The sequence below is a fragment of the Sulfitobacter sp. SK011 genome, assembly GCF_003352065.1.
Lineage (GTDB): Bacteria > Pseudomonadota > Alphaproteobacteria > Rhodobacterales > Rhodobacteraceae > Sulfitobacter.
Genome location: NZ_CP025803.1, coordinates 1,699,354 through 1,723,473, shown reverse-complemented (window position 1 = coordinate 1,723,473; position 24,120 = coordinate 1,699,354). Strand labels below are relative to the sequence as shown.

Below are 24,120 nucleotides of genomic sequence, written 5' to 3'. Positions count from 1 at the left end.
CTCCTAGCAACAGCCTCGCAAAAACGACATGCAAAAGCGTCGGGTTTTGCCAAATACTCCAATTCAAACCGCGCCATGCTGGGACAAGCGATCATCCAGTGAGGCTCCCATGAACCACCATTACAGTGCCACCCGCAAAATTGACCCGACCTATGGCACCCATTTGCCCGATGGCAGCACAAACGACAATGACCGCGTTGAAATCGGCCCAACCCAATTGGCCTTTGCCGAATGGAAGGCCGCCGGGCTGACCCTGCCCAATCTTGCGGGCATGCGCCAGTATCGCCTTGACCGCCTGACCAGGAACATCACGGATCGCGGCTATGGCGGCCTGCTGATGTTTGACCCGCTCAACATCCGCTACGCCACCGACAGCACCAACATGCAGCTTTGGAACACCCACAATCCGTTCCGCGCCGTGCTGGTCTGCGCCGATGGATACATGGTGATCTGGGACTATAAAAACGGCATGTTCCTCAGCGAATTCAACCCCTTGGTGCGCGAACAACGCTCTGGCGCGGATCTTTTCTACTTCGACCGCGGCGACAAGGTGGATGTGGCAGCCGACGTGTTCAGCAACGAAGTCCGCGCCCTGATCGAGGCCCATGCAGGCGGCAACAAACGCATCGCCGTCGACAAGATCATGCTGCACGGCCTGCGCGCATTGGAGGCGCAGGGGTTCGAGGTTATGGACGGCGAGGAAGTCACCGAAAAAAGCCGCTCGATCAAAGGCCCCGACGAAATCCTCGCCATGCGCTGTGCGTCAAACGCCTGTGAGGTGGCGGTCAAAAAGATGGAGGATTTTGCCCGCACCCACGTCGGCGACGGCGTGACCTGCGAGGATGACATCTGGGCCGTGATGCACGCCGAAAACATCAAACGCGGCGGCGAATGGATCGAAACCCGCCTGCTGACCTCAGGTCCGCGCACCAACCCGTGGTTTCAGGAATGCGGCCCCCGGATCACGCAAGCGAACGAGATCATCGCCTTTGATACCGATCTTGTCGGCAGCTATGGCATCTGTGTCGACATCAGCCGCACCTGGTGGATCGGCGACGAAAAACCGCGCCCCGATATGATCTATGCCATGAGGCACGGCGTCGAACATATTGAGCAGAATATGCAAATGCTTAAACCCGGCGTGATGATCCCGGAGCTTAGCGCGAACACCCATGTGCTGGATGCACAGTTCCAGAAACAGAAATACGGCTGCCTGATGCATGGGGTGGGCCTGTGTGACGAATGGCCCCTCGTCGCCTATCCTGACAACGCCGTGCCGGGTGCCTTTGACTACCCGCTGGAGGCGGGAATGGTGCTCTGCGTCGAAGCACTTGTCTCCCCCGAGGGCGGTGATTTTTCGATCAAACTGGAGGATCAGGTGCTGATCACCGAAGACGGGTTTGAGCGGCTGACGGCGTATGAATGGGATGTGGCGTTGATGGGGGGGTAGGCAGGGGTCAATCCGGTGTGGCTTTGGTGGTTTAAGGCGGATACTGTTGAAAAACTCAGTTTTCGGCAAAATCAGTAAAATTTTTGCCCGTAGGCCGCGACCGAATTTGTTACGCGAGCGGTTCGGCCAAATTGGCCTTCTGCCGCTCATGTGACAGCTCACTGCGTCTCATGGCTAACCTCTTCTGACTTTTCGGATTAACGGGTTGCTTCCGAAAAATTACGACATCTGAAATTCGGAGTTTTTCAACAAAATCGGCGGGAACCGGACTTTCGCTGCGGTTTGCATAGAGGTTTGCTGTGCGGACAAAGCTGCCTGATGCACGTGCGGCTATTGCTCACGCAGCATTTCCCTGCAGTTGCATCAAGATTTATTGCTACGATGCAGCCAGCGTCGTAAAAGCCGCCATTCAAAGTTACCATCCTCGGTGGATTTCAACCCGAGCTTTCGCCGTCTCATGGTCGAATTCACAGTTAGCAAGAAAAGTGCCATTTCGCTACGCGCGCGGCAATGGCCAGTTTTAGCAAGTATTCCCGCATTTGGCCGCATGTCTCGCACATAGCGTTTATGGTATCTTGCCATGATTTTGAGCCTATGAAACCATAGTATTTAAATATTCGCTGCTTCGGCGGATCAGCTTGACAAATGGAATCGGCCTACTTCGAAAGTTTCGCCAAACGAAACATCGCTGCTGTACTGCGTGGCGATGATTTTCCCTCAAATAGTCGCTGCTATTTCTACGGTACCGCCAGGGTTGCCTTTCACTTCAGTGCTTCCTTCCCGACGCCGCCTGATGATCGACGCCACCTCGATTTCTCCGAACCCCCTCAGCGTTTCGGTTCTTTGACGATTGAAATCAAAACTGTCCTGCAACTCCTGCGAAGCGTTCTGGCAGACGGTGATCTCCATCGGCGCTGAATGGGCCTGCAAGCGTGCTGCGAGATTCACTGCTGGCCCAAAGACGTCATAGATGTACTTCTGAACACCAACGACGGACCCCACGACTTTTCCCGAAGCAACACCGATACGTGCCCGCCACTGATGCTCGTGGGTTGTATTGCGTCGCTCAAGGTAGCGGACCATCTTCGAGGCACATTTTGCGGCGGCTACTGCATGCTCTGGGGTCGCGTGTGGCAACCCTGTGACCGCAAGATAGCAATCACCAATCGTCTTGATCCGCTCGCAGCCGTAAAGTTCACCAATCCGGTCAAATGCTGTAAAGATATCGTTCAGCTCAGCCACGGTGACATTGGGGTCGGCAGAAACAGACATCTCTGTAAAACCCACAAAGTCGAGCATCAGCACGCTGACCGGATCAAAGAGGCGCGGCGCGACTGATCCAAACGACATGTATTCCTCATATACTGACCGGGGCATGATATTCAGCAACAGCTTTTCGACCCGCACCTTTTCGCGTTCCAGATCGCGTGTCCGACGTTCCACAATCGCGGCGTAGCTGTCGATCATGGCCTCACTTTCATGTAGCCGAGAAACGTTCTGGCCTTCGAGAACCAAAACTTCCTTGCCATCGAGAGCGATTTTGCGGGCTTTCATCTCGATGATCAAACTGCGCCGTTTTACTTTGGCCTTCACTTCGATGCTCGTCCCATTGATCATCCCCGCCAACTCATCGGATGTCATGTCCGGCAGAGTTTCATGCAATATTGCCTCGACGCGCACATCGGCAAACCACGTCGAAAACAGGTCGTTGCAAAACAGAACGCTCCCGGTATCTGCCTCCGCTACACAGACGCCCATTGCCATCGAATCCAGCAAACCGGTGCAAATTGTATTGATCAACATATCAAGCCCTCACGCGACAAGTATTCTGCGACGCGCCTCTATGGCAGCGATGACAGTATTCTGGTCATCCTGCGCAAAATGCGCATCGGCAAGCGTTTCATTTAGAAGCAAAACTGCCTCGTCGAATTCCACGTGGCTCAGGCGCATATGTTTGTGCGCGCTGGCAAGACGCGCATCAGAGAAATGCGCAGGACCTCCGAGCACCATCGTGAAGAACTTTGTCTGGTGATCGATCAGCTTGACCATATCCGTGTCTTCAAAGAAATGGCCGATCACATCGCTGTCGAGCACGCGATCATAGTAATCCATGATCACGTGACGCAGGATCCGGATGCCGCCATATTTGTCAAAGATCGACAAATTGCGGGATGGTTGGGCAATCGCATTCATGATGAACCGCTCCTGTTCAGATTGTTGACGGTGGTCGTGACTGTGACGTTCTGCGGATCGCGCAGGGCGAGAAACCAAGGGCTGCATTCAAGGACGTTCGCGACCAAAGCCTCAATGACCAAATCGGGTGCGCCTGATCGTACATCCAGGCTGATCCGCGTTTCACGAGGTGCAGCGCGGTTGTCACCCAGCCCAAAGATGGCAAGGTCGTCCGATACCGTCTCAAGACGCAGATCAGCGCTTTGGATTTCGATCCCTTCGCGGGCTGCCGCCATTTTGACGCCAATAGCGATGCAGCCAGCGATACCCGCCTTGGCGATAAAACCGGGTCCGGGTCCGCGTGCAGCACCGCCCATTGCTGGTCCCAGATCCATCACTGTCCTGAATTTACCTTGCTGGACAGCGCAGGTCAGACCGTCTCCGACATGGGCTGTCAGTGCGTTTGTGGTAACCGCCACCGCCGGATTTGCACTCAGGCGGTCGATCACTTTGTTCTGGGCAATGCGGATCTCCGAATCCGTAGCTTGAGGTATCGCCTTGGAGGGGGTTTGAATGTTCATCTTGTTGGTCCTTTCTGGTTAAGCCACCATTTGGTGACTACGTCGGGCAATCTGGTCCGACAGGATGATCGCGTCGTCCCCGACACCGTCAATCAGCGCGGATTTACGTTTGCGCAGGAAGGGCTGGCCAAGGACATAAAGCCCGTCGGCGACGCGGCCCTCATCGTGCAAAAGCTGCCCTTTGCGGTCGAAAACAGGCATCTTCAGCCAGCTAAAATCGGGCCGAAACCCGGTTGCCCAGACAACCGTGCGAATTGCTCCACTGGTCAAATCAAGGCTCAGGTCGGGTCGCTGAGGCAGAGCGGTTGCGCAGATGTGTTCAGGAGGAGACAAACCCGCAACACCTGTTTCTTGCGCAAAGGCATCAAAGCTGCGCAGCAAACGCCGCATCTTGAGGTCCGAAAGGGCGCAGGCGTTGGCCAACCCACCAGAGAACAGGGCGACGCCGTCCCTGACAGCAGCCAACCTGCCCGCAATTGTGCACCCAAGCCCCTGCAGGTGGTTGAAATCCATCAACGGAATGTTCGCATCCCCGACAAGTTGCAGGGATGGCACACTGCGGGCGCGGGTAATGTTGTCGACATCGCCTATGCCTTGATCCTGCACGCCGCTGCGGTCCATCCACCATTGGATGTCGCGCCCGCGGTAGTTGCGTGGCATGCGAATGTGATGGCCCGCAGAAATAGTCACGACATGCCCCGCTTGGGCCAGTTCCGACGCAATCTGCACGCCACTGGCGGATGCTCCTACGACCAGAACACCACCTTTGCGCAGTTGCCGCGGCGCGCGGTAGGCCAGCAGGGTAACTTGGGCAAGATCGGCAGGCAGCGCAGCCGCCATCTTGGGGGTTGACGCAACAGCGCAGGCACCATTTGCCATGACGACATTCCGGCACAGCCAGTCGCCACGGTTCGTTGACACGCGGTAGCCTTGGCCCTCGGCAATGACAGACAAAACCCGCGTGCGGCTTTCAATCGGCATTGTACCCTGTGCGGCGTAGCCCCTGAGATAGGAAACCACATCAGTCATCGACATGAATCCGTCAGGATCATCGCCCTCGTAGGCATAGCCCGGAAGGCGACTTTGCCAGTTCGGGGTCAGCAGGCGCAGACTGTCCCAGCGTTCGGTCGCCCATGAATTAGCGACCTCGCCACGTTCGAGAACAACATGCGCAACACCGCGCTGGCTCAGGCAATGGCTCATCGCGAGGCCGGCCTGACCGGCACCGATGACAAGGGTATCTATGTGTCGCATCTAAAAATCCTCACGGTATCACAAGAAATCCAAGTGGGACCCCGAATGTCTTTCACGCGGGGCCCTACAGGTCAGGCAACGCTGACAGTGACGTTGGTGGGGTTCGTCAGGATGTCGAACAGTGCAGAGCGTTTTTGTGATTGTGCGACCAACGCACTGATGTCCTCCGCGCTGGCATCTGCATCAACCTCGAACGAGACGCGCACGTCCGAGAAGCCGTTGCGAATATCACCGTCCATGCCAAGTATGCCCCGCACATCAACGTCGCCTTCGACAATGGCCCGCACTGAATGCAGCTGGATGCCGCGATGCTGCGCGACGGAGGCCACGCCGCCGGTCAGGCAGCTTGCCAGAGCGCTCAGCACGATCTCTGTTGGCGTTGCAGCGCGATCTGCAGCCGCAAACACCTCAGGATGATCGGATTCGATGGTGAACATCTGCTTGCGCGTCTGCTCTTCACCGAGCCCGAAGTATCCGTTGATCGTATTGCTACTGTAGGTGCCTTCGATCCAGTCGCAGGTGCTGCGGAACGTGAAGGCTGCAGCCTCAGGCGTTTGGGTAAATGCGCCGCGCGCGCCGATCAAGGCTTCGGTGTTCACGCCGTTGTTGGCGGTTACTTCTTGTACTTGTGTCATTGGTAGTCCATTTCAGGGTGTTTGTTAAAGTTATTGGTCGTAGCGTTGGGTTGCTCGGATCAGGCGGGATTGCGTGCGGTAATCAGCCAGGAAGAGCTGTCCATCCACAGGCCATCTGCTGTTGTTTCGGCATGGGAAAACATCTCTGCCAATGCGGCTTCGATTTCTTCGCGTTTCTCTTCGCCAAGGTCGCCGGCTTCGCGGAAGGTCTCTCCGGCGGGGCCGAGGGCAAGTTGAAACGCAATCGCTTCTTGAACGTTGCGCCCCACCATCACTTTCGCGTCGATGCGCTTGAATCGAATGTCGGTAAAGCCAGCCGCTTCCATCTTGGCGCGCGTATTGCGTTCATCAGACATTGAGAATGGGCCGGGGCCACAGGTCAGCGCATCTTCGCCCGGTTTTGGCAAAAACTGCTGCACAATATCTTTGGCTGCGTTCAACCACGGATTATATTTGCGATCACGCCAGACAATATGCGCCATCTTGCCACCGGGCTTCAGCGCAACCCGCATGGCACGCAAGCCAGCGACGGGATTGGCAAAGAACATAGTGCCAAAGCGGGCGAACACAAAATCATATGGTGCGCCATCCACGCCGCGTTCAACATCGCCTACGGCAAACCGTACGTTCTCTGCCCAGTTCTTTTCGGCGTGGTCCCAAGCTTGGGTAATGAAGGCCTCGCAGCAATCCACGCCCATTACGGAACCCGTTGACCCAACGCGGTTGCCCAAAGCAATAACGGTGTCCCCAAATCCACAGCCAACATCAAGGATGCGATCCCCGGGCGCGATTTGAAGGGTTGGCAAGATTGCGGCGCTGTGACGCGACAGACCGTCCACTAGAATGTGCCGGTACATGGTAAATTTCGGTGCAAGCACCTCGTTCCAGAACGTCACCAATGGTGAGGTTTCTGGTGTGGCTGGGAAATTTGTTTGCTGGTTCATGGTCATCTCCAAAGGGTTGTTGCTATGGAGAAGTGCTAACTCGGAGCGGATCCGCAAACTTGGGGGAGGCCTGAGTATCTTGTGGTGAATCTCTGGGTTTTTCTGAATTTCCGCCCATGATGACGGATTTCAAAGGAAAAGCGCGATCTTCATTTCCTTGGCGAAATTAGGAAACGGGCGTATTGTCGTGCCAGATGGGAGCCGACATGAACTACGCATTTGATGAATTTGAACTGGACGCAGAGCGTGCTGAACTCAGATGTGCAGGACAACCCGTGCGCATTGAACCCCAAGTATTCGATCTTCTTAAACTCCTTGTCAGTGTCAACAATCGTCTGGTGAGCAAGGATGAAATTTTTGCGGAACTCTGGGGAGATCGGATTGTTTCGGATGCGGCATTGTCCGGTTGTGTTCGCGATGCGCGAAAGGCGATTGGTGATGATGGGTCCACGCAGAAGTTCATCAAGACCGTCCAACGGCGGGGATTGCGGTTTGTTGGCGAAGTAGAAGTAAGCAACTCTGTTACATCAGCAACCCTTCCGGATGAAGCTGTTTCCAACGCAGCCGAGCAAACCGATGCTTTCACCAGACCGGCAGTTGCAGTTCTTAAATTCGAAGATACTTCAGGTGAGGGTCGGTCCAGCCAACTTGAAACTGCCATCACAGACGAATTGGTCGCAGCCTTGTCTGCATGGAGATATTTTCCAGTGATCGCTCGACAGTCGACGGCGCGTGTAAATGCACCCGAAATGAGTGCGCAAGAGATTGGAACACTTCTGAGCGCAAGGTATTTGGTTCACGGCACTTTCAGACGCGCCGGTAATCGATTGAAAATTCAGGTTGCTCTGACGGATACCGACTTAAACACACAGATATGGAGTGAAAGTCTGGCCTGTGACATAGACGAACTTTTTGACGTCGAAGAGGAAATAGCAGGCCAGATTGCCTCCAATGTGTCCCCCGAACTGGAACGAGCTGAGGCCCGCCGCATCCTTCGCAAACCACCGGGGGATATGACCGTTTGGGAGCTAACGATGCGTGCGGCATCGTTGCTCAGCAACGGGAAGCGCAGTGACTTCGTGGAGGCTGATCGATTGGCGCGCGATGCGGCTGAACGCGCGCCGCATTGGGTGTTGCCTTTTACATTGATCGCCACCGCCCAGTTTCAAATGGCGATGGCCAATTTTTCTTCGTCAGATAGCGCCTCAGCCTTTGCACCCACGCTTGAAGCTGCACGGCGGGCGCTCGATATTGATCGCAGTGCCTGGATTGCCCACGCGCTGACGGCGGTAGGCGAGCTTTGGACCAACAAAAACCATGAAATGGCGTTGTTGCATGTGGAGCGTGCGATCGAACTTAACCCGAGTGCAGGAATGAACTATCATTTCGGCGGTTGTATTACAGGGTTTTCGGGAAATCCGCAGAAGGCACGCTCCTACCAAGAGCGCCTGTTTAGAGTTGATCCAACCTACCCATACCGCGCTGTCATTGAAGCCGACCTTGGACTTTGGCATATGCTTGACAAGCAATTTGACAAGGCAAACGAACGTCTGAGACTTTCGCAATCGTGCGACCCATACTACGGTCGTGCACTGCAAAGGCGGGTTGCGTTATCCGGATTGACGGGCGATCGCGATGAAGCCCTGCAAGCTGCCAGAAAGCTGTCAGAGATGGGCTTGCCATTGGACTACAACGCAATTGCAAGTTCCTATCCATTCCTCAAAGAAGAACACAGCGAGCTTTTCTTGGACGGTTTGCGCCGGTCAGGCGTCAATCTGTAAACTCGGGCCTTCTACGTTTAGACCGTCGCTCCACGCTTACTTTCCTAGCATAGAAATTAGAGAAACTATGGTCCAAGCACATCAGGCTGGTTTAACCGCTGTCTCGATTGTTCAGCTAAACTGCAGCGAACGATCAGTTTGTGGAATGCTCAGATTGAAGCGGCTGAACGACCGGTTCGATGAACCGTGCTGCGCTGCCAATTGACCGATGCTTCAAGAGTGAAGGTTTTCCACTTCAACACTAACTGCACCTGCACAAGTCCGCATTGTCACGCAGAGCGGACCTCAGAGCATCTTGCAGCTAACGGCAGCAATAAGAGCCCGAAGTGGCAGATGCTGCAGCATATGGCGGGAAGTGGACCTACATTGCAATTTGTACAAAGGTCCCTTTCCTTGAAAGAGCAAGGGCCAGCATTCCGTAGGTCTATAGCAATTCCGCCAGCATTCTCGCTGCGCGGCTTGCGCCGTCACTTGCCACCGGGTTTGCTCCCCGCGGGCTCTTCAGCTCGGTTACCATTGCCTCCGCAATGGCTTCTGGATCAGATTCCGAGAAGATCATTTTTCGTCCCGCGTTGTATCTGTCCAGACGGCTGGCGACGTGAAAGTTCTGCTCGAAATGGTTTCGGAGTGGGAAGTACAGAAACGGCGTAGCGGCAGCGGCGAGTTCCATGCATGTCGTCAGACCGCCTTGCACAAGCGCAAGATCGCAGGCTGCTAGATGCCTGTCGAGATCCGGCACGAAGGCCCGTACGGCGAGCAAAATTGAGATTCTGACCCAAAAACAAAGTTTTTCAACAAAATCAGCCCTAAGCGGATGAGGTGGGTGGCTCCTGCTCCACCGGCATCGAATGTGCCAAAGTGCAGTTATCACCAACTGCTAGGAAAGGAGCCACCCAATGACAGTTAAGACAGTCGGCCTAGATTTGGCCAAGGACGTATTTCAAGTGCACGGAATTTCGGAGAATGGCCGCGTTGTTTTCAACAAGGCGATCAAGCGCGCGAAGCTGCTGTCATTCTTTGAGGCGCTGCCACCGTGCAGGGTTGGCATGGAAGCCTGCGGATCGTCCCATCACTGGGGCCGCCAACTGCGCAAATTAGGGCACGAAGTGAAGCTCATGCCCGCTGGATATGTAAAACCCTATGTGAAGCGCGGCAAGAGCGACGCCGTTGATGCTGAAGCCATTTGTGAGGCCGTCAGACGCCCGACTATGCGGTTTGTTGAGATCAAGACTGAAGATCAACAGGCTATATTGTCGATCCATCGCACCCGGGATTTGGCAGTCCGGCAACGCACCCAATTGGCCAACATGATCCGCAGCCTGTTGCGCGAGTTTGGGCATGTTTTGCCGATTGGGATCGAAGCAGTTACGGCTTTTGCAAAGCGTCACCATGAAGGTGATCACCTGGACATGCCCGACATCGCGAACGGCATGCTGGGCATCCAGTGCTACCAATTCATCGGCATGAACGAACGCATCTCTGGCTATTCCAAGATGATAGAGCAACACGCAATGCTGAACTCAGATGCACGTCGATTAATGCGCATGCCTGGCATTGGGCCGGTCACGGCATCGGCGATTGTCGCCACAATCGGTGACGCGCATCAGTTTCGGACAGGGCGCGATCTAGCGGCATGGCTGGGGTTGACCCCTCTCAACAAATCCAGCGGCGGCAAGGAACGTCTTGCCATCACCGATGGTGGCCACGATGGCTGAGGCCGTGATGGGGCCGACGCCTGGCACTGTCCTTATCCGTTTGGCGCGCTCGTCGATCCTGGCATGATACTTGATCAACTTGTCATAGAAGGCGACCCGGTCATCGAGAGCAACAACCTGATCACAAAGCGTCTTGAGCATACTCTTCGCCACGTCAGGAATATCTGGACAATCATCGGTTTCAAAAGCTTTGATGAAGCGCATCGCAGCAACCGGTCCGTTGCCGATCACGTGGCCAAACTCCCGAAGAAGACCCCAGATCACGTTCAACATCTGAGTTTTCTGACGGACAACGAGCTGGCGCACCCGATGAATGGTCAGCAGGGCCTGTTGTTCTTTCGACTTTACAGCGACAAAGCGCATCGTCGGTCGCGTAACTGCCTCGCAAATCGCTTCCGCATCAACCGCATCTGTTTTGCCACGCTTCACATATGGCTTCACATAGACGGCAGGCATTAGGCGCACATCGTGACCAATCTCAATCAACTCACGCGCCCAATGATGGGCTGATCCGCACGCCTCAATACCGACAAGACTGCGCGGCAGCGTCTCAAAGAAATTGAGCAACTGTCGGCGTCGAATTGTTCGATTGAAAACAACTGTACCGTCAGCGGTGATACCGTGAACTTGGAAGACGTCCTTACCAAAATCCAATCCTATTGTCGTAACTTCCATGATGGGGCTCCGTTCCTAGCTGATGAAAACATCTGCACTATGCCACGTTGCGTGACGGTTGGGTGCAGACGCCATCCACTCCATCCGCAACTCGGTCATGGCCGTGTTTTTCCCCAGTGTCTGCTCTATGGGCAGGTGCTGTCGTTGCAAACGTGACCTGTTTAGAGGTTCCGATCCATCTCAGCGGTGGAGCCGCTGGAAAAATTTGACTGCGCTGCCATCGCCCTTCCAAAGGAACCTCCTGGCTGCTCACCACGTCCAATATTAAGCAGACGACGCAGATGAGCTGCAGGTGATCCATATGGTTCGTGTGCATAATTTACTGCACGTAGCGATACAGCATGAATTTCGATACGTGTCAGAATGAACTTGCCAGCTACCATCATTGCCCAGATCCTTGCATGCGTTGCACAGTTGTGCCTCTCATGGAAAAGCGGCGGCGTATCGTAGAAATTGTGGCATTTTGGGAAATAATTGGAACTGATTGTTAGCAAATTGGCTACCGGTCGTTTGATCCTGGCCTTGTGTAAGCACTAACTGGAGGTCTGGATTTCCGTTATGAGGATTGCGCCAGCGGCTACGGCCAACGAGATACAGAGCAAAAAAAGATCTCCGGAGCCCTTGAAAGGAAAAAATTAGGTAGGGTATATCTTCTGGGTATTGTCTGGATTCACTCAGATATTTAACCCAAAAAAAAGGACTCTACAGATACTCTTACAGATATCCGACAGAGTCAGGGCCCTCGCCTCTGCTTTTGGTATGAGACGAACTTCTTGCTCACCAACCGTCAGTGATATTGGCTCACCTTCAACTGGATCTCGATGCTCTGGCGTATGGCGTTGAGAATGCGTTCAAACACCTGCCGTCCGAATGAGTTGGGGTAGCCTGATGGCTGACTGAGTCTCTGGGTATGAATTTGTTTGCGGCGTTGCATTTTCTGGTTCTCCGAGGTTGATGCCGTGTTTCTTTTAAATGGTACTACAATGCGCTTCGGCGTTTGTCTGTGAACCAGATCACATTTGTCAAAAAATAGGGTGTGTCCGCGTATTGTGCGGTCCAATAAGTGCCGCGGGTGTCATGCCAGCAAGGCGCACCTCGAGCCAGCGTATGTCTCCATTGAGGTTCTTCGTGGCTAGACCGCAGAATGGCCTTTTGGACTGTCGTAGCGGGCGAGGAGCCGCCTCAACTTTGAGCGGGCAAGGACTGTAACGCGGACTTTCCGGTCATTGCAGTGTAACCGCCAGCGAGGAAATTACAGCTCAGCGGGTTTTTATTAAGGCTAAAATTGCTGCAACGCGAAACGATCGTTTGTGGACCGTCCGAAAGTAATTCAATACACCGCCTTTGAAGATTGCACAAAGGCATCATCATGACGGCAAAACCGCACTCACAAGTACTCTTCAAGTTCATTCTCCTATGCGGTCTTCTAGTCGGCTATTTTGCGTATCTGGCCTACGAATACGATGTCGCAACCGGCGGCATCGCGGCTTTGCTGACGTGGAGTTTCTTTGTTTTGTGCACGCCGATAGCCGACGCAGGATTTCTCTTGGATTTTCCACTCCGATTGCTATTCGGTATTCGCATGGTAATTTCGGAAATAGCCGTTTGGATCGTTGCCTTTGGCATAAACGCTGCAACATTTCTGTTAGGCCCGAGCTACTATGACACAACGATCCTCACCGAACTGCTGTACACAATATTCACAAATCCGTTTCCCTATTGGGGGGTCATTCTGTTGTCAGGCTTAGGTACTTTTTTGTCGATACGCTTTGGCGACGAATTGATGGATGTCATTCATCATCGCGACAGAAAATTTTTTCACTCCCACCACTTCAAGCATGAGCTCATACTCTTCGCCTTTTTCCTAATGGTCATCTTTGGCTACTACGAGCTCATCTCTTCCATTGGCATGGACTCAGCCCTCAGATAATCTCTTACCGAAGACAGGATTCAGGTCGGTAACTTCGGGCTCTTCGGTGGCCTTCGTTGCATATTGCACGAGTGACCGCTTCGGGGGTTTGCGGACCTTTCTCCGCGCTACGCTTGAACTGGTATGAAGCGGACTATCCTGCCGTTCGCTGCGGTCACCAAAATTCAGGTTTCGTCCGGACAGCACACGACTTTGTGCCGGTGGCTGCCATTCTTTGCGGGTGCAAACTGTGATATGCAGTCACTCAGATCGGCCCTCTTTATGTGCCGGGATTGGAGAAAGAATGCGCGTTCTGGCAATCAGTATTGGCAAACCAAGAATGATCCGGCACATGGGCAAGGATGTACCCACGGCCATCCACAAAAAGCCAATTGGCGGCCTGTGCATGGTGCGCCGAACTAATATCGACGGAGATGAACAGGCCAACCTAAAGGCGCATGGTGGCCCCGACAAAGCGGTTCTCGCATCGCCGATTGAACATTATTCATTTTACAATGACCTCTATGGGCAAGAGCCGTTTGAGCACGGACACTTTGGCGAGAACTTGACTACCGAGGGGTTGGTCGAGAGCGAAGTGCGTATTGGCGACCAGTTCAGCGTTGGTCGGGCTGTGTTTGAGGTTACGATGCCACGTATGCCCTGCTATAAATTCGGGGTGAAATTGGGTTCATCCAAAGCACTCGAAACCTGTATATCCACTGCAAAAACCGGATTCTATCTTCGTGTGCTTCAGGAAGGCACGATTGAGGCCGGAAACAATATCGAACGTGTGAAAACGGACGAAACAGCCCCCAGTGTTGAAGAAGTTCACCGGCTTCGTTTTTTTGGCCAGAGAAATGTGATTGAAATGCAGCGCGTCTTGCGGAATGAAGCCTTGTCGGCGGTCCTGAAAAACTTGTTTGCCGAGCGAATTTCGGATTTGGAAGCCGGTTAAGTGACTTCGGCATGGTGGCGGGCGATTGTCTCGGCCGACACCGCTCGGCCTCACGATATTGGCAGGCATCCAAGCGATGGCGACCAGCTTGCCGCAACTGCGAAATGAAGCCGCCGAGACACGACTGGAAAGGGCTCGTAGCCGCCTTCCGCATTGCGGCATAAAGCTGAAAACGACGCCGACTTGGACCGACAGGACCGGCCCCTTGCTGCCGTTCACCTCGCGAGTTTGATGCTGCGGTGCGGCCCGTCGAACCGGTCGTTCGCCGCGAACGCAAAATAGTGCCGACCGCGAACGGGTAACGTGCGGGATGGGGTGGATGGCTCCTGCTTCAACCGGCGTCGCAATGCGCCATAGTGCAGTTGACATGAACTGCTTATGAGAGGAGCCACCCAATGCAAGTTACCACAATGTAGTCGGCATAATGAAGATCTCCCTTGGACCCCGCCCGCGCTGTGGCCCCGCTATTAAACGTAATCGTTTAATGCCCGGCAAGCCCGTTTGCTGTGATGTCTATTTGGGCTCATTGCGGTCATCTGACGAAATTGGTCAGGCATTTTTCGTAGCTTGGGAGCTCCAGGCGACCGCTCTGCGGTGTGGTTTCAACGGGTCGCTGCAACACTGGCTCCAAGACTGACTTCGGCTAGAATACTTCAGGAGTTTTTGCCCAAGGGCCCCACGACTCCGGGTCAGGCAAGCCAACGCTCGACCATGCTTCCTGCAATACTCTGGAGTCAGCAGACCGCGTTCGAGGCAAATCATCCATGATATCAAACCACGGCAATTTGCTTTCCATTCCAGAGTGGACGGCTGGCGGATAGTTTTCTGGCTCGTCGAGACTTGATGTGTGCAAAACCAGAAACGCTGTCTCTTTCGGCTGAAATAGCTTGTACGTTAGGCTTGTTCCACATTCGGAACAAAAGCCTCGTTTTGCGATTGGCGAGGAAGCAAAATAGGAGGGCTCCTTGTCTAGAAACCGAACCGCGGATGCCGGAAAGGCGGTCCACGCGTTGACTGCCGACCCGGAAAATTTCTGGCAACATCTGCAATGGCAATATCCGGTGCTGATTGCTGGTGCATTCACTTCAAATCTAATGGATCCACATAGGCAGCCGCCCTTAATGAGCGTCGTTGCCAATTCGTTTTCATCGAAGTCCAGAAATCCCCCCGTGCCACCAGTTTTTGATCGCGTCATAAATACGTGTATCGGAGCGTCGGTGCTTTTCAGGCGCTTGTGACCACAGTCTTCGAGTGGCAGGTCGATTTTGTCCCGTATTTGCGACATCACTTCGCTGGAAACGGCGATACCGCCCGGTTCCGCCATCGCTTCAAGTCGGGCTGCGGTATTGACCCCTTCGCCCAGTAGATCGTCTCCCTGCACCACAACGTCGCCCATCGAAACGCCAATGCGAAGTAACAGGTGGTCATCCGTTTTTGAACGAAGTGCTTCCAGTGCCAATATGCTTTGAATTCCGAAAGCACAGTTCACCGCTTCCTGTGTGCTCGAAAATTCGGCCAGAAACCCGTCACCAGTTGACTTAAACACGCGACCTCTGTTGGCTTCGACCTGCATGCCGATGACATCACGGCTGAGACGCTCTAGCTTTTCAAGCGTTCCACTCTCGTCACGTGAAACGAGCCCTGCAAATCCGACGATGTCTGTAGCCAAGATCGCGGCCAGTTTGCGTTCCATAGGCACTCCGATGAAAAAAATCGCTTGGGTAGTATGATGGCACACTGTTTCACAAAGCAGCCTGCCAGGGAAATCCGGTCCCAACAACACCTGTGCAAAGAACTGAATTTAAGCCCGCATTGGGCTCTTCCGACACCTTCGCTGCGCCGAGGATGAACGGCAAGTTTGAGAGAACCGGGCTTTCGCTGCATCGTGTTCGAACCCGACAGATGCAGGACGAAACGGCCATGCGACTTGGTCATACCAATGGCTGGTTCCGGGTTGTGAGGCAAATTGGCCGTCTGTGAATATTGAGACCCAGGGACTTCGCGGATGCAAGTTTGCCTAATTTGAGCGGACGACATTTTCTAGGGCGGCGGCCCAGTCCTCGAGATGGCTATCGTAGTATGGCCCCTGTTCCGATTTGAACGTCACGATGCCGTCACCGTCCAGCACATAAAGCCGTTCTGGTTCTCCAGCATAATCCGCGTTTATTCGATTGTCTGGCCAATCAAGCACAACCGGATTCTCGAATTCGTATGCGCTTCGCCAGTCATTGGCTACTTTGGCACGGTCCTCCAAATTGATGGTCTGGGCATACATTACTCCGGTCGCTCTGTTTGAATCAGTGTTCCATCCATCTGTTGGATGCGCCTCCAACACATAGACAAAAACGAACTGAACCCGTCCACCGTAGTGCTCAATCAGTTGCTTCATCCTATCTGATTGGCGACGGAAAACCGGGCATGTGTAGCACCCAAATATCAGCGAGACAGGAGCGCCACGAAGATCGGAAAGGTCCAGAAGTCCGGAAGAGATACTTCCTTCGGCGTTCAGAGTGTGAGCGGCAAAATTGGGTGCAGGTTCGCCCTCTTGCGCAAGGCACTTATCCTCTTGGTCTGCAGCCGATCTTAGGTAGTCGCGGAATTCAGATTTACTCAAGCCCATGGTGTCTTCGAAATCGGCTTCCGACATGTCATCCATCTGGTCCCGCATTTCGAATGCAATTCTACTCATAGAAACATCCCTCCTGACCCACACAATAGCAGGAACAGACGCATACCTGAAAGGTATGTCACCAAAGGCGACATCTGAGTATGACGCAGCATTCAGTAGGTTGGGCTCTTCGATAACATTCGCTGCGTGTTTCACGAGTGACGGGTTCCAGGGTTTGCCGGCTTTCGCTACAATCCGCCTGAACTGGTCAGATGCGGACGATGCGGACTTACAGGCCTCTCCTATCAGTGCGCAATTTTGCCGGAAGCCCAAAACGCAATCAGATCAGTTGAAAACGCGCAATTCCCGCCGCAGCGAGTTCATCGTCGAGATCGTGATCGGTTAGGATGTCAATCACTGTTGCCGCGGCTGTTGGTGATGCGGCGGTCCGAAATACCGACATGTCTATATGTGTCCCAAGGTGTTCCGGGAACACGGCTGCGGGAACGACTCCGGGCGTGGCAATCACTGTTGTGAGAGGGGCAATTGCAAGCTCGTATTCGCCAGTCGCGACCGTCACCGCGGGCACGCCCCCAGCCACCGCATAACTTTGCGGCAAGACGGAGTCAGTCAGTCCCATGCGCTCCATCACATCCAGATAGGTGCGTCCGCTCGTCCCAGCGCCTGTATAGGCTATGCTTTTTGCGCTGCGGAGAAGCGCTTCGATACCATGTGAGTCCGCTATTATTTGGCCATTCGCCACGCCCTTGCGCGCAACCGCAAGTGAGACACGCCCGAATGCACGGTGGCTGTCGCCGTCTGCAAATCCGTCAACGATCAAGGCCTTCGCATAAGGTGGATTGGTCAGGCCAATGTCATAAGGCTCACCAGCTCTGATCCGTTTCGGTATCAGTGGGTTAAGCTCAACCTCTTGTATGAGCCGCACGCCTGTCTCGGCTTCTAAGCGCGGCGTGAGGCGGTCCATGACAGCCCGGATCGCCGCAGGAACGAACATGCGCAATGTAGTCGGCATAATGAAGATCTCCCTTGGACCCCGCCCGCGCTGTGGCCCCACTATTAAACGTAATCGTTTAATGCCCGGCAAGCCCGTTTGCTGTGATGTCTATTTGGGCTCTGCGGGAACCTTCGCTTCGTTTAGCACGATTAACTGGTTCCGGGGGTTTGCCGACTTCCGCTGCCCGGCACATGAACTCGTCAGATGCGGGACGGAGCTGCCTGATGCTGGCGCAGCGAAAATCACCGTGATTGCTTAATCGTATCGCGGCATTGCCCGCGGCGGCGCCGCACGATTTCACTAAATCGGACATTCAAACTCTGCAAATCGACCGAACCCTATTCCGGCCATTCACTGCGCTCTCGTTCTATGTCTCACATGCGGACGCAGCTAAAGTTCAGATTTCGCTTGCGTAAACTGCGCCCTTAAAAAATCGAGCTTTTTGTGTTAGAATGGTTCTAAGCGGTTGGACAGATCGCAAGTGTTGAGGCCCAGTGCGAGCAGTTTATGCAAGCAATTTTAGGGGGCCGTATCAATGAATCGATACACAAGTAACGGTGCAGAACACGAGTTTGTTGCCGGTGGCGGTTTGCTTAGCAGGCGTCTCGTGCTGAAAAGTACATTATTTGGAACAGGGGCCGTTGCGGCCGGATTAACATCGTCGACACGAGCTGCTGCAGAGGCCACAATTCCTGACTGGGTTACGATCTCTGGCGAACGCGCGCGCGGGTACGGGGTGCCTGCGGAAGCTGAAGCCGAGGTCCAGCGCGCTATTATCGAGCCATGGCAGGATGTAGCCGCGGCATTCAGTCTTTCCGGCACGCCACATCACCGCCTGCAGGGCACAATAACTCCGAGCGGACTGCATTTTGAAGTCCATCACGGCGGGAGACCCGATGTAGACCCCTCGAGCCACAGGTTAATGGTGCATGGTCTTGTCGACCGCTCGCTGAAATTCGATTTGGATGCGCTCGAACGCTACCCAAAGGTTACTGCGACACACTTTCTGGAATGCGCCGGCAATAGCCTCTTCAACGCCATAATGCCTGAACCAATGCAGGCCGGATGCGACATGCTGCATGGCCTGCTGTCGAACTCCGAATGGACGGGTGTGCCACTGTCGGCCCTGATGGACGAGGCGGGCGTGAAGCCTGAAGGGACCTGGGTCGTGGCTGTGGGCAGCGACGGACCTGCACTTGCCAGATCGATCCCAATCGAGAAAATCATGGAAGACGGAATTATCGCGCTCTACCAGAACGGTGAACGTATACGGCCAGAGCAAGGATACCCGATGCGTCTGCTTCTGCCCGGTTTCGAGGGGAATATGAACGTCAAGTGGCTAACGAGCCTTTGGGTCACTGACGCGCCAGCCTACACTAAACACGAGTCGGGGGAGTACACTGAAATCCTTGCCGACGGTTCATCTGTAAAGTTCACTTTCGCAATTGGTGTGAAGTCGTTTATCACGCATCCCTCATCCACCATGACGATGAATGGTCCGGGGTTTTACGAAATATCCGGGCTCGCTTGGTCCGGTGTGGGCAAGGTCGAACGCGTAGAGGTCTCCGCCGACGGTGGACAAAGCTGGGCCGAGGCGGCGTTGGAGGGGCCCGTCCATCCGCGCGCGCTCACCCGGTTCCGGTTGCCCTGGCGTTGGGACGGCGCGCCGTTGGTACTCATGAGCCGCGCAACGGATGAGACAGGTGCAGTTCAGCCGACAAGGACGGATTGGAAGGCGAGGTACGATCCGTCGAACTTTCTCCACTACAACGCCATTCAGCCTTGGCAAATCACAGCAGAAGGAGCGGTTCAGAATGTCTACATCTAAGCTTTCACTATTCGGGTTTGCCGTTCTGACTGCCACCGCCTCTCTCGCCGAAGGACCGGATTTGGGGCAGCCGTTGTCACCGGACGAAGTGCCTTTTTATGCGACCTATGTCATGCCCGATGGGCGTGGTCTTCCGGGGGGCAGCGGAACCGCTGTCGAAGGGGCGGAGATTTATGCCGCCCAATGCACGAACTGTCATGGCGCGACCGGCACGGAAGGCCCAGTCATGCCACCGGTTTGGCCGAACGAGATTTGGCCAAAGTCGGTGGGCAAGCATTGGCCCTATGCCACGACACTCTTCGACTACATCCGACGCGCCATGCCACTCGATGCACCAAAATCGCTTACTGATGACGAGGTCTATGCATTGGCTGCGTTCATACTTGAGCGAAACGGCATCATAGACGAAGGCACGGCCATGACAGCGGACACGCTTCCGTCAGTGCAAATGCCCAATCGGGACAACTTTATAGACGTCTGGGCGACACAGGGTGAGAAACCTTGGTAAGCCGCTGTGACGTCTCCCCTTCGCCTCTGGCAAGTGTCGAGAAAATTGCAGCCTGAGAGCGCGGGAAGGAGATCGGCAGATGCCTGAACCCGTGTCAACTCATTACAGCGGCGGTGGAGGTTTGGTCGATAAGATCGCACGTGATCTGCGTGAAGCTGGATTCGAGCCAGATGAGCTGAGCGCTTCAGAATTTGAATCCATAGACGAGTTTCATTTTCGAGGACGCGAGGCGACCCTTCAGCTGCTGGGGCACTTGCGGCTGGCTCCCAAATCGAAGGTCTTGGATATTGGAAGTGGCTTGGGCGGCGTGGCCAGAACATTGGCAGCAGAAGCGGGTGTCCATGTAACTGGGGTGGATTTGACCCAAGAGTTTTGTGATGTGGGAACGGCAATTTCCGACTGGGTCAATCTGAGCGACAAAACAGAGTTCATTCAGGGCGATGCAACAAACCTCCCATTTCCAAAAAATCATTTCGATGGTGCCTTGACTGTTCACGTTGCAATGAACATCCCAAACAAGGCTGCGATCTATACTGAGGCACGGCGCGTTCTCAAACCCGGCACACGATTTGGAATCTATGATATTCTGCAAGGAGAAGGCGGCGACGTGCTGTATCCGGCGCCATGGGCTTCGGAACCATCGATCAGTCATCTCGCGACACCAGAGGAGATGTCTAAGCATTTGTTGCCTGCTGGTTTCCGTATCATTCACGAAATGGATTCTACTTTGGAATGCTACAATTGACTCAAAGAGAGAACGGAGCAGGCCAAGCCCGAAAAATCACTTTCTCCAACAACGCGGATATTGTTCGGTGCTGCAGCCAAGGAGATGACAAAAAATCAACTCAGGGGGCTCAGTGAACTTAGGATGCTGACCTATTCCTTTGTTTGTGAAGCCTAATTTCTGGTCTCTGCGCGGTCCGCAACTCAGACATCGGCATTCCAAATCTCGCTGCGCTGTGACTGAACGTCCGCTTTTCTTGCTGCGTCGCGGCTGATGGCTTTGGCAAACAGTTTGCTGCACCCGCGAAAGGCGGAGCGAGAGCACTTCCGGTAAGGGCTGATTGTGTTGAAAAACTCTGAAATTTGAAATCCGCGATTTTTGCGCAGCTGCCCATTAAGCCCAAAAGTCAGAACAGATCGACCGTAAGAGGCATAGTGCGGGCACAGGAGCCGCAGCCGGCCAAATTGGCCGACCCCCTCGCCTCCAAAAGTTGGTCACTCTCTAAGGCGAAAAATTTTTCGATTTTCGTCAATAACGGGGTTTTTCAACACAATCGGCTCAAACCTGCCTTTAGCCGCAAACTGCTTGAAGGTCCGGTTTGGGCCGAATTAGACAAATATCGTTGCATCGAGAAGTTTCATCCAAACCACCGCACGCCCCTTAACCCGCCCCCAACAAACCAAAGCCACCGACGCAATACCGACGTGATACAGCCACATCACAGAACCCATTTTCTTCATTAATCCAATCTCTTAGCCGCTGAGCCTCTACTGCCCCAGCGCCTGTGCCAGATCCGCTTCCAAATCGCGCACATCCTCGATGCCCACCGATATCCGCAGCAGCCCTTCGGGGATGCCGGTGTGCGGCTCAATGGTGTGGCGGTGTTCGACCAGGCTTTCCACCCCACCCAGCGAAGTGGCGCGGTGGAACACCTGCAAACGGCCCGCGACGTTCAGGGCCTCGGGTGCGCCGCCTTTGACAATGAACGACAACAGCGGCCCGAACCCACCTGTCATCTGGCGTGCCGCCAGATCGTGGCCCGGATGGGACGACAGGCCGGGGTAAAGCACCGCCTCGACTTTTGGATGGTCTTCAAGAAACTCCGCTAACTCCATGGCATTGCGTGACATTTCCCGCATCCGAAGCGGCAGCGTGCGCATGCCACGGGTCAGCAGCCATGCCTCCATCGGTCCCAGAACCGCGCCGGCGCAATCGCGGTCCTCACGGATCATCGCCCACATCGCGTTGCCGGGATCAGCCGTTGCCAGTGACCCGGCCAGCACATCAGAATGGCCATTGATGCCCTTGGTCGCTGAGTGCATCACGATGTCCGCACCCAGCGACAGGGGTTGGCTGAGAACCGGGGTGGCGGCGGTGCTGTCGACGATCAGTTTTGCGCCCACCGCATGTGCGGCTTTGGCGGTCGCCGCAATATCGGTGATCCGCAGCCAGGGGTTCGATGGGGTCTCGACCCACGCCAGAGCCGGCTTGTGGTCCTCACAAGCCTGAGAAAACGCATTTATATCAGAGGCTTCAACCTCATGCGGCGTGATCTGACGTCGGGCACAAAAATCGCGTATCCACTTGGTTGTGCCCCAGTAGATCTGGCTTTGCACCAGCACGGACGCGCCATTTGGCACGGTGCGAAACACCGCCGCAACCGCCGCCATGCCCGAGGGGAAAAGCAAGGTATCCTCGGCCCCTTCCAGCGCGTTCAGTACCTTTTCAGCCACGCGCACGTTTTCGTTGTGAGACCGCAGATAGACGTTGTCGGGGTTCACGGGCAGGTAATCGGCACCCCGCGCAAAGGTCGTGGCAAAGTGCACCGGCGGCACAACCCCACCACTGGCCTTATCTGTTGCGCCAGCCGCATGGGCGGCGATGGTGGCGGGGTGCAGGCGGGGTCTTGGCGCGTCGGTCATGGGGGCGTCTTTCTGAAAGAATTGTCAGACAACTGCTACATCGCGAATTTGGAACACGCAAACGCTGGGTTGGATTTGATGGTCGCAGATCACAATCCGATGCATCCCGCGTCACGGGGTCGTGAGAAGGCTGTCACAGCCCTTGCGCCGCCCTGTTTGATCACCCACCCTTTGAAGCTACGCACAAAGGAGTTCGCAATGCCCACCCACCGCATCACTTTTCCCGGCCATGACGGCAGCACGCTGGCGGCGCGGCTTGACATGCCGGATGGGCCACATTTGGCGACAGCGCTCTTTGCGCATTGTTTTACTTGTGGAAAAGACATTCCAGCGGCGCGGCGCATCGCTGCGCGCCTGGCAGGGATGGGCATTGCGGTGTTGCGGTTTGACTTTACCGGGCTTGGCCATTCCGAAGGTGAATTTGCCAATACGTCGTTCACGTCAAACGTCGATGATCTGATTGCGGCCTGCACCTATCTGGATGGGGATGGCAAGCCACCCTCATTGCTGATCGGGCATTCGCTGGGCGGCGCGGCGGTGCTCAAGGCCGCCAGCCAGATGGACCAGATCAAGGCAGTCGCCACCATCGGTGCGCCGTTTGACCCCGAACATGTGACCCATAATTTCGCCGATGCCCTGCCAGAGATCATTGCCAAGGGTGTGGCAGAGGTGAGCCTTGGTGGGCGGCCGTTCAACATTGGCAAAGGCTTTATCGAAGACGTGGCCAGCGGTGCCCTCACCCCGGCGATTGCCAAACTGAATGCCGCCCTGCTGATCTTGCACGCGCCGCGCGATGAGATTGTCAGCATTGATAATGCCAGCCAGATTTTTCTGGCCGCCAAACACCCGAAAAGTTTTGTCACCCTTGATAATGCGGACCATCTGGTCACCCGCGCGGCGGATGCAGAATACGCCGCTGACGTGATTGCGACCTGGGCGGCCAGATACCTGCCCCTCAAACCGCCCGCGCCACCACCGGGCGCGCCCGAGGGTATTGTGCGCGTGTCTGAGGCTGATCCAAACGGATATTTGCAAGACGTGATGTCCGGCCCCAATCATCATGCCTTGGCGGATGAACCTGCGGCCTATGGCGGCACCAACCGCGGCATGTCGCCTTACGGCTTTCTGTCGGCGGGCCTTGGGGCCTGCACCTCAATGACGATCCGCATGTATGCCCGGCGCAAGGGCTGGCCCCTGGAACATGTCAGTGTGGATATCTGCCATGACAAAGTGCACGCACAAGACGCCGAAACTGGCAGTGGCGACAAGATCGATACCTGGCGCAGGCGCATCTATCTGACCGGCGATCTGACCGGTGACCAGCGCCAACGCTTGCTTGAGATTGCGGATAAATGCCCGGTGCACCGCACCCTTGAACGGTCATCTGAGGTGCTGACCGAACTTGTTGACGGGTCAGCTTAGCGGCAATCCGGCCCCAATAATC

The 24,120-nt window shown here is 55.0% G+C and carries 21 protein-coding genes; 9 read left to right on the top strand and 12 right to left on the bottom strand.

What is annotated here, in order from left to right:
• Nucleotides 1-109: 109 nt before the first annotated feature.
• Nucleotides 110-1,450: a dimethylsulfonioproprionate lyase DddP gene (gene dddP, locus C1J02_RS08420; RefSeq protein WP_114878165.1), complete on the top strand. Its 1,341-nt coding sequence runs from the start codon at nucleotides 110-112 to the stop codon at nucleotides 1,448-1,450.
• A 717-nt stretch (nucleotides 1,451-2,167) separates the two neighbouring features.
• Here the strand turns inward: dddP and C1J02_RS08415 are convergent.
• From C1J02_RS08415 to C1J02_RS08390, 6 genes are all read right to left on the bottom strand, one after another.
• Nucleotides 2,168-3,253 (bottom strand): adenylate/guanylate cyclase domain-containing protein, encoded by a 1,086-nt coding sequence (locus C1J02_RS08415; protein WP_114878164.1) that lies wholly within the window; start codon nucleotides 3,251-3,253, stop codon nucleotides 2,168-2,170.
• Nucleotides 3,254-3,262: 9 nt separating this feature from the next.
• Nucleotides 3,263-3,643 (bottom strand): group 1 truncated hemoglobin, encoded by a 381-nt coding sequence (locus C1J02_RS08410; protein ID WP_162798281.1) that lies wholly within the window; start codon nucleotides 3,641-3,643, stop codon nucleotides 3,263-3,265.
• Complete coding sequence (locus tag C1J02_RS08405; RefSeq protein WP_114880472.1) at nucleotides 3,640-4,203, bottom strand: OsmC family protein; 564 nt, start codon at nucleotides 4,201-4,203, stop codon at nucleotides 3,640-3,642. Before C1J02_RS08405 ends, C1J02_RS08410 begins: the two co-directional genes overlap by 4 nt.
• Before the next feature lie 18 nt (nucleotides 4,204-4,221).
• A complete protein-coding gene (locus C1J02_RS08400; RefSeq protein ID WP_114878162.1) occupies nucleotides 4,222-5,457 on the bottom strand; it encodes an NAD(P)-binding domain-containing protein in 1,236 nt (411 codons plus the stop codon).
• Nucleotides 5,458-5,528: 71 nt separating this feature from the next.
• On the bottom strand, nucleotides 5,529-6,092 hold the full coding sequence (locus C1J02_RS08395; RefSeq protein WP_114878161.1) for an OsmC family protein: 564 nt from the start codon (nucleotides 6,090-6,092) through the stop codon (nucleotides 5,529-5,531).
• A gap of 59 nt (nucleotides 6,093-6,151) precedes the next feature.
• A complete protein-coding gene (locus tag C1J02_RS08390; protein ID WP_205389886.1) occupies nucleotides 6,152-7,036 on the bottom strand; it encodes a class I SAM-dependent methyltransferase in 885 nt (294 codons plus the stop codon).
• Between the two features lie 206 nt (nucleotides 7,037-7,242).
• Here C1J02_RS08390 and C1J02_RS08385 point away from each other — a divergent pair, with 206 nt between their 5' ends.
• Complete coding sequence (locus C1J02_RS08385) at nucleotides 7,243-8,817, top strand: winged helix-turn-helix domain-containing protein (protein WP_162798280.1); 1,575 nt, start codon at nucleotides 7,243-7,245, stop codon at nucleotides 8,815-8,817.
• A 424-nt stretch (nucleotides 8,818-9,241) separates the two neighbouring features.
• Here the strand turns inward: C1J02_RS08385 and C1J02_RS08380 are convergent, their stop codons facing one another.
• Nucleotides 9,242-9,556: a glycosyltransferase gene (locus tag C1J02_RS08380; RefSeq protein ID WP_205389885.1), complete on the bottom strand. Its 315-nt coding sequence runs from the start codon at nucleotides 9,554-9,556 to the stop codon at nucleotides 9,242-9,244.
• Between the two features lie 157 nt (nucleotides 9,557-9,713).
• Between C1J02_RS08380 and C1J02_RS08375 the strand changes: the two genes are divergently transcribed.
• Complete coding sequence (locus tag C1J02_RS08375; protein ID WP_254693242.1) at nucleotides 9,714-10,532, top strand: IS110 family transposase; 819 nt, start codon at nucleotides 9,714-9,716, stop codon at nucleotides 10,530-10,532.
• On the opposite strand, the gene C1J02_RS08370 is transcribed toward C1J02_RS08375, so the two are convergent.
• Nucleotides 10,443-11,207 (bottom strand): IS110 family transposase, encoded by a 765-nt coding sequence (locus C1J02_RS08370; RefSeq protein WP_114878157.1) that lies wholly within the window; start codon nucleotides 11,205-11,207, stop codon nucleotides 10,443-10,445. The two genes, C1J02_RS08375 and C1J02_RS08370, sit on opposite strands and share 90 nt — an antisense overlap.
• 1,369 nt (nucleotides 11,208-12,576) lie before the next feature.
• Here C1J02_RS08370 and C1J02_RS08365 point away from each other — a divergent pair.
• Entirely contained in the window at nucleotides 12,577-13,137 is a 561-nt protein-coding gene (locus C1J02_RS08365) for a hypothetical protein (protein ID WP_114878156.1), read from the top strand.
• 283 nt (nucleotides 13,138-13,420) lie between these two features.
• Nucleotides 13,421-14,071, top strand: coding sequence for an MOSC domain-containing protein (locus tag C1J02_RS08360; protein WP_114878155.1), 651 nt, complete (start codon nucleotides 13,421-13,423; stop codon nucleotides 14,069-14,071).
• Between the two features lie 643 nt (nucleotides 14,072-14,714).
• On the opposite strand, the gene C1J02_RS08355 is transcribed toward C1J02_RS08360, so the two are convergent.
• The 3 genes from C1J02_RS08355 to C1J02_RS08345 form a co-directional block, all read right to left on the bottom strand.
• A complete protein-coding gene (locus C1J02_RS08355) occupies nucleotides 14,715-15,764 on the bottom strand; it encodes a GFA family protein (RefSeq protein ID WP_114878154.1) in 1,050 nt (349 codons plus the stop codon).
• 324 nt (nucleotides 15,765-16,088) lie between these two features.
• Nucleotides 16,089-16,784 carry a deiodinase-like protein gene (locus tag C1J02_RS08350; protein ID WP_302622764.1) on the bottom strand — a complete coding sequence of 232 codons (696 nt, stop codon included), beginning with the start codon at nucleotides 16,782-16,784 and terminating at the stop codon, nucleotides 16,089-16,091.
• Nucleotides 16,785-17,019: 235 nt separating this feature from the next.
• Nucleotides 17,020-17,712: a substrate-binding domain-containing protein gene (locus tag C1J02_RS08345; protein WP_114878152.1), complete on the bottom strand. Its 693-nt coding sequence runs from the start codon at nucleotides 17,710-17,712 to the stop codon at nucleotides 17,020-17,022.
• Nucleotides 17,713-18,229: 517 nt separating this feature from the next.
• On the opposite strand from C1J02_RS08345, the gene soxC reads away from it, so the two are divergent.
• The 3 genes from soxC to C1J02_RS08330 all read left to right on the top strand — a co-directional run bounded on the left by soxC (nucleotide 18,230) and on the right by C1J02_RS08330 (nucleotide 20,775).
• Complete coding sequence (gene soxC, locus C1J02_RS08340) at nucleotides 18,230-19,522, top strand: sulfite dehydrogenase (protein WP_114878151.1); 1,293 nt, start codon at nucleotides 18,230-18,232, stop codon at nucleotides 19,520-19,522.
• The gene (locus tag C1J02_RS08335; protein WP_114878150.1) at nucleotides 19,509-20,030 is read left to right on the top strand and encodes a c-type cytochrome; all 522 of its coding nucleotides are present in this window, start codon (nucleotides 19,509-19,511) and stop codon (nucleotides 20,028-20,030) included. Before soxC ends, C1J02_RS08335 begins: the two co-directional genes overlap by 14 nt.
• Before the next feature lie 79 nt (nucleotides 20,031-20,109).
• A complete protein-coding gene (locus tag C1J02_RS08330; RefSeq protein WP_205389884.1) occupies nucleotides 20,110-20,775 on the top strand; it encodes a class I SAM-dependent methyltransferase in 666 nt (221 codons plus the stop codon).
• A 746-nt stretch (nucleotides 20,776-21,521) separates the two neighbouring features.
• On the opposite strand, the gene C1J02_RS08325 is transcribed toward C1J02_RS08330, so the two are convergent.
• Entirely contained in the window at nucleotides 21,522-22,676 is a 1,155-nt protein-coding gene (locus C1J02_RS08325) for a PLP-dependent aspartate aminotransferase family protein (RefSeq protein WP_114878149.1), read from the bottom strand.
• Between the two features lie 198 nt (nucleotides 22,677-22,874).
• Here C1J02_RS08325 and C1J02_RS08320 point away from each other — a divergent pair, with 198 nt between their 5' ends.
• The gene (locus tag C1J02_RS08320) at nucleotides 22,875-24,098 is read left to right on the top strand and encodes a bifunctional alpha/beta hydrolase/OsmC family protein (protein ID WP_114880471.1); all 1,224 of its coding nucleotides are present in this window, start codon (nucleotides 22,875-22,877) and stop codon (nucleotides 24,096-24,098) included.
• Nucleotides 24,099-24,120 lie beyond the last annotated feature (22 nt).

Excerpts from the sequence above, each read along its gene's own strand:
- dddP (WP_114878165.1), top strand. The coding sequence starts at position 110 with ATGAACCACCATTACAGTGCCACCCGCAAAATTGACCCGACCTATGGC.
- C1J02_RS08415 (WP_114878164.1), bottom strand. The coding sequence starts at position 3,253 with ATGTTGATCAATACAATTTGCACCGGTTTGCTGGATTCGATGGCAATG.
- C1J02_RS08410 (WP_162798281.1), bottom strand. The coding sequence starts at position 3,643 with ATGAATGCGATTGCCCAACCATCCCGCAATTTGTCGATCTTTGACAAA.
- C1J02_RS08405 (WP_114880472.1), bottom strand. The coding sequence starts at position 4,203 with ATGAACATTCAAACCCCCTCCAAGGCGATACCTCAAGCTACGGATTCG.
- C1J02_RS08400 (WP_114878162.1), bottom strand. The coding sequence starts at position 5,457 with ATGCGACACATAGATACCCTTGTCATCGGTGCCGGTCAGGCCGGCCTC.
- C1J02_RS08395 (WP_114878161.1), bottom strand. The coding sequence starts at position 6,092 with ATGACACAAGTACAAGAAGTAACCGCCAACAACGGCGTGAACACCGAA.
- C1J02_RS08390 (WP_205389886.1), bottom strand. The coding sequence starts at position 7,036 with ATGAACCAGCAAACAAATTTCCCAGCCACACCAGAAACCTCACCATTG.
- C1J02_RS08385 (WP_162798280.1), top strand. The coding sequence starts at position 7,243 with ATGAACTACGCATTTGATGAATTTGAACTGGACGCAGAGCGTGCTGAA.
- C1J02_RS08375 (WP_254693242.1), top strand. The coding sequence starts at position 9,714 with ATGACAGTTAAGACAGTCGGCCTAGATTTGGCCAAGGACGTATTTCAA.
- C1J02_RS08370 (WP_114878157.1), bottom strand. The coding sequence starts at position 11,207 with ATGGAAGTTACGACAATAGGATTGGATTTTGGTAAGGACGTCTTCCAA.
- C1J02_RS08365 (WP_114878156.1), top strand. The coding sequence starts at position 12,577 with ATGACGGCAAAACCGCACTCACAAGTACTCTTCAAGTTCATTCTCCTA.
- C1J02_RS08360 (WP_114878155.1), top strand. The coding sequence starts at position 13,421 with ATGCGCGTTCTGGCAATCAGTATTGGCAAACCAAGAATGATCCGGCAC.
- C1J02_RS08355 (WP_114878154.1), bottom strand. The coding sequence starts at position 15,764 with ATGGAACGCAAACTGGCCGCGATCTTGGCTACAGACATCGTCGGATTT.
- C1J02_RS08345 (WP_114878152.1), bottom strand. The coding sequence starts at position 17,712 with ATGCCGACTACATTGCGCATGTTCGTTCCTGCGGCGATCCGGGCTGTC.
- soxC (WP_114878151.1), top strand. The coding sequence starts at position 18,230 with ATGAATCGATACACAAGTAACGGTGCAGAACACGAGTTTGTTGCCGGT.
- C1J02_RS08335 (WP_114878150.1), top strand. The coding sequence starts at position 19,509 with ATGTCTACATCTAAGCTTTCACTATTCGGGTTTGCCGTTCTGACTGCC.
- C1J02_RS08330 (WP_205389884.1), top strand. The coding sequence starts at position 20,110 with ATGCCTGAACCCGTGTCAACTCATTACAGCGGCGGTGGAGGTTTGGTC.
- C1J02_RS08325 (WP_114878149.1), bottom strand. The coding sequence starts at position 22,676 with ATGACCGACGCGCCAAGACCCCGCCTGCACCCCGCCACCATCGCCGCC.
- C1J02_RS08320 (WP_114880471.1), top strand. The coding sequence starts at position 22,875 with ATGCCCACCCACCGCATCACTTTTCCCGGCCATGACGGCAGCACGCTG.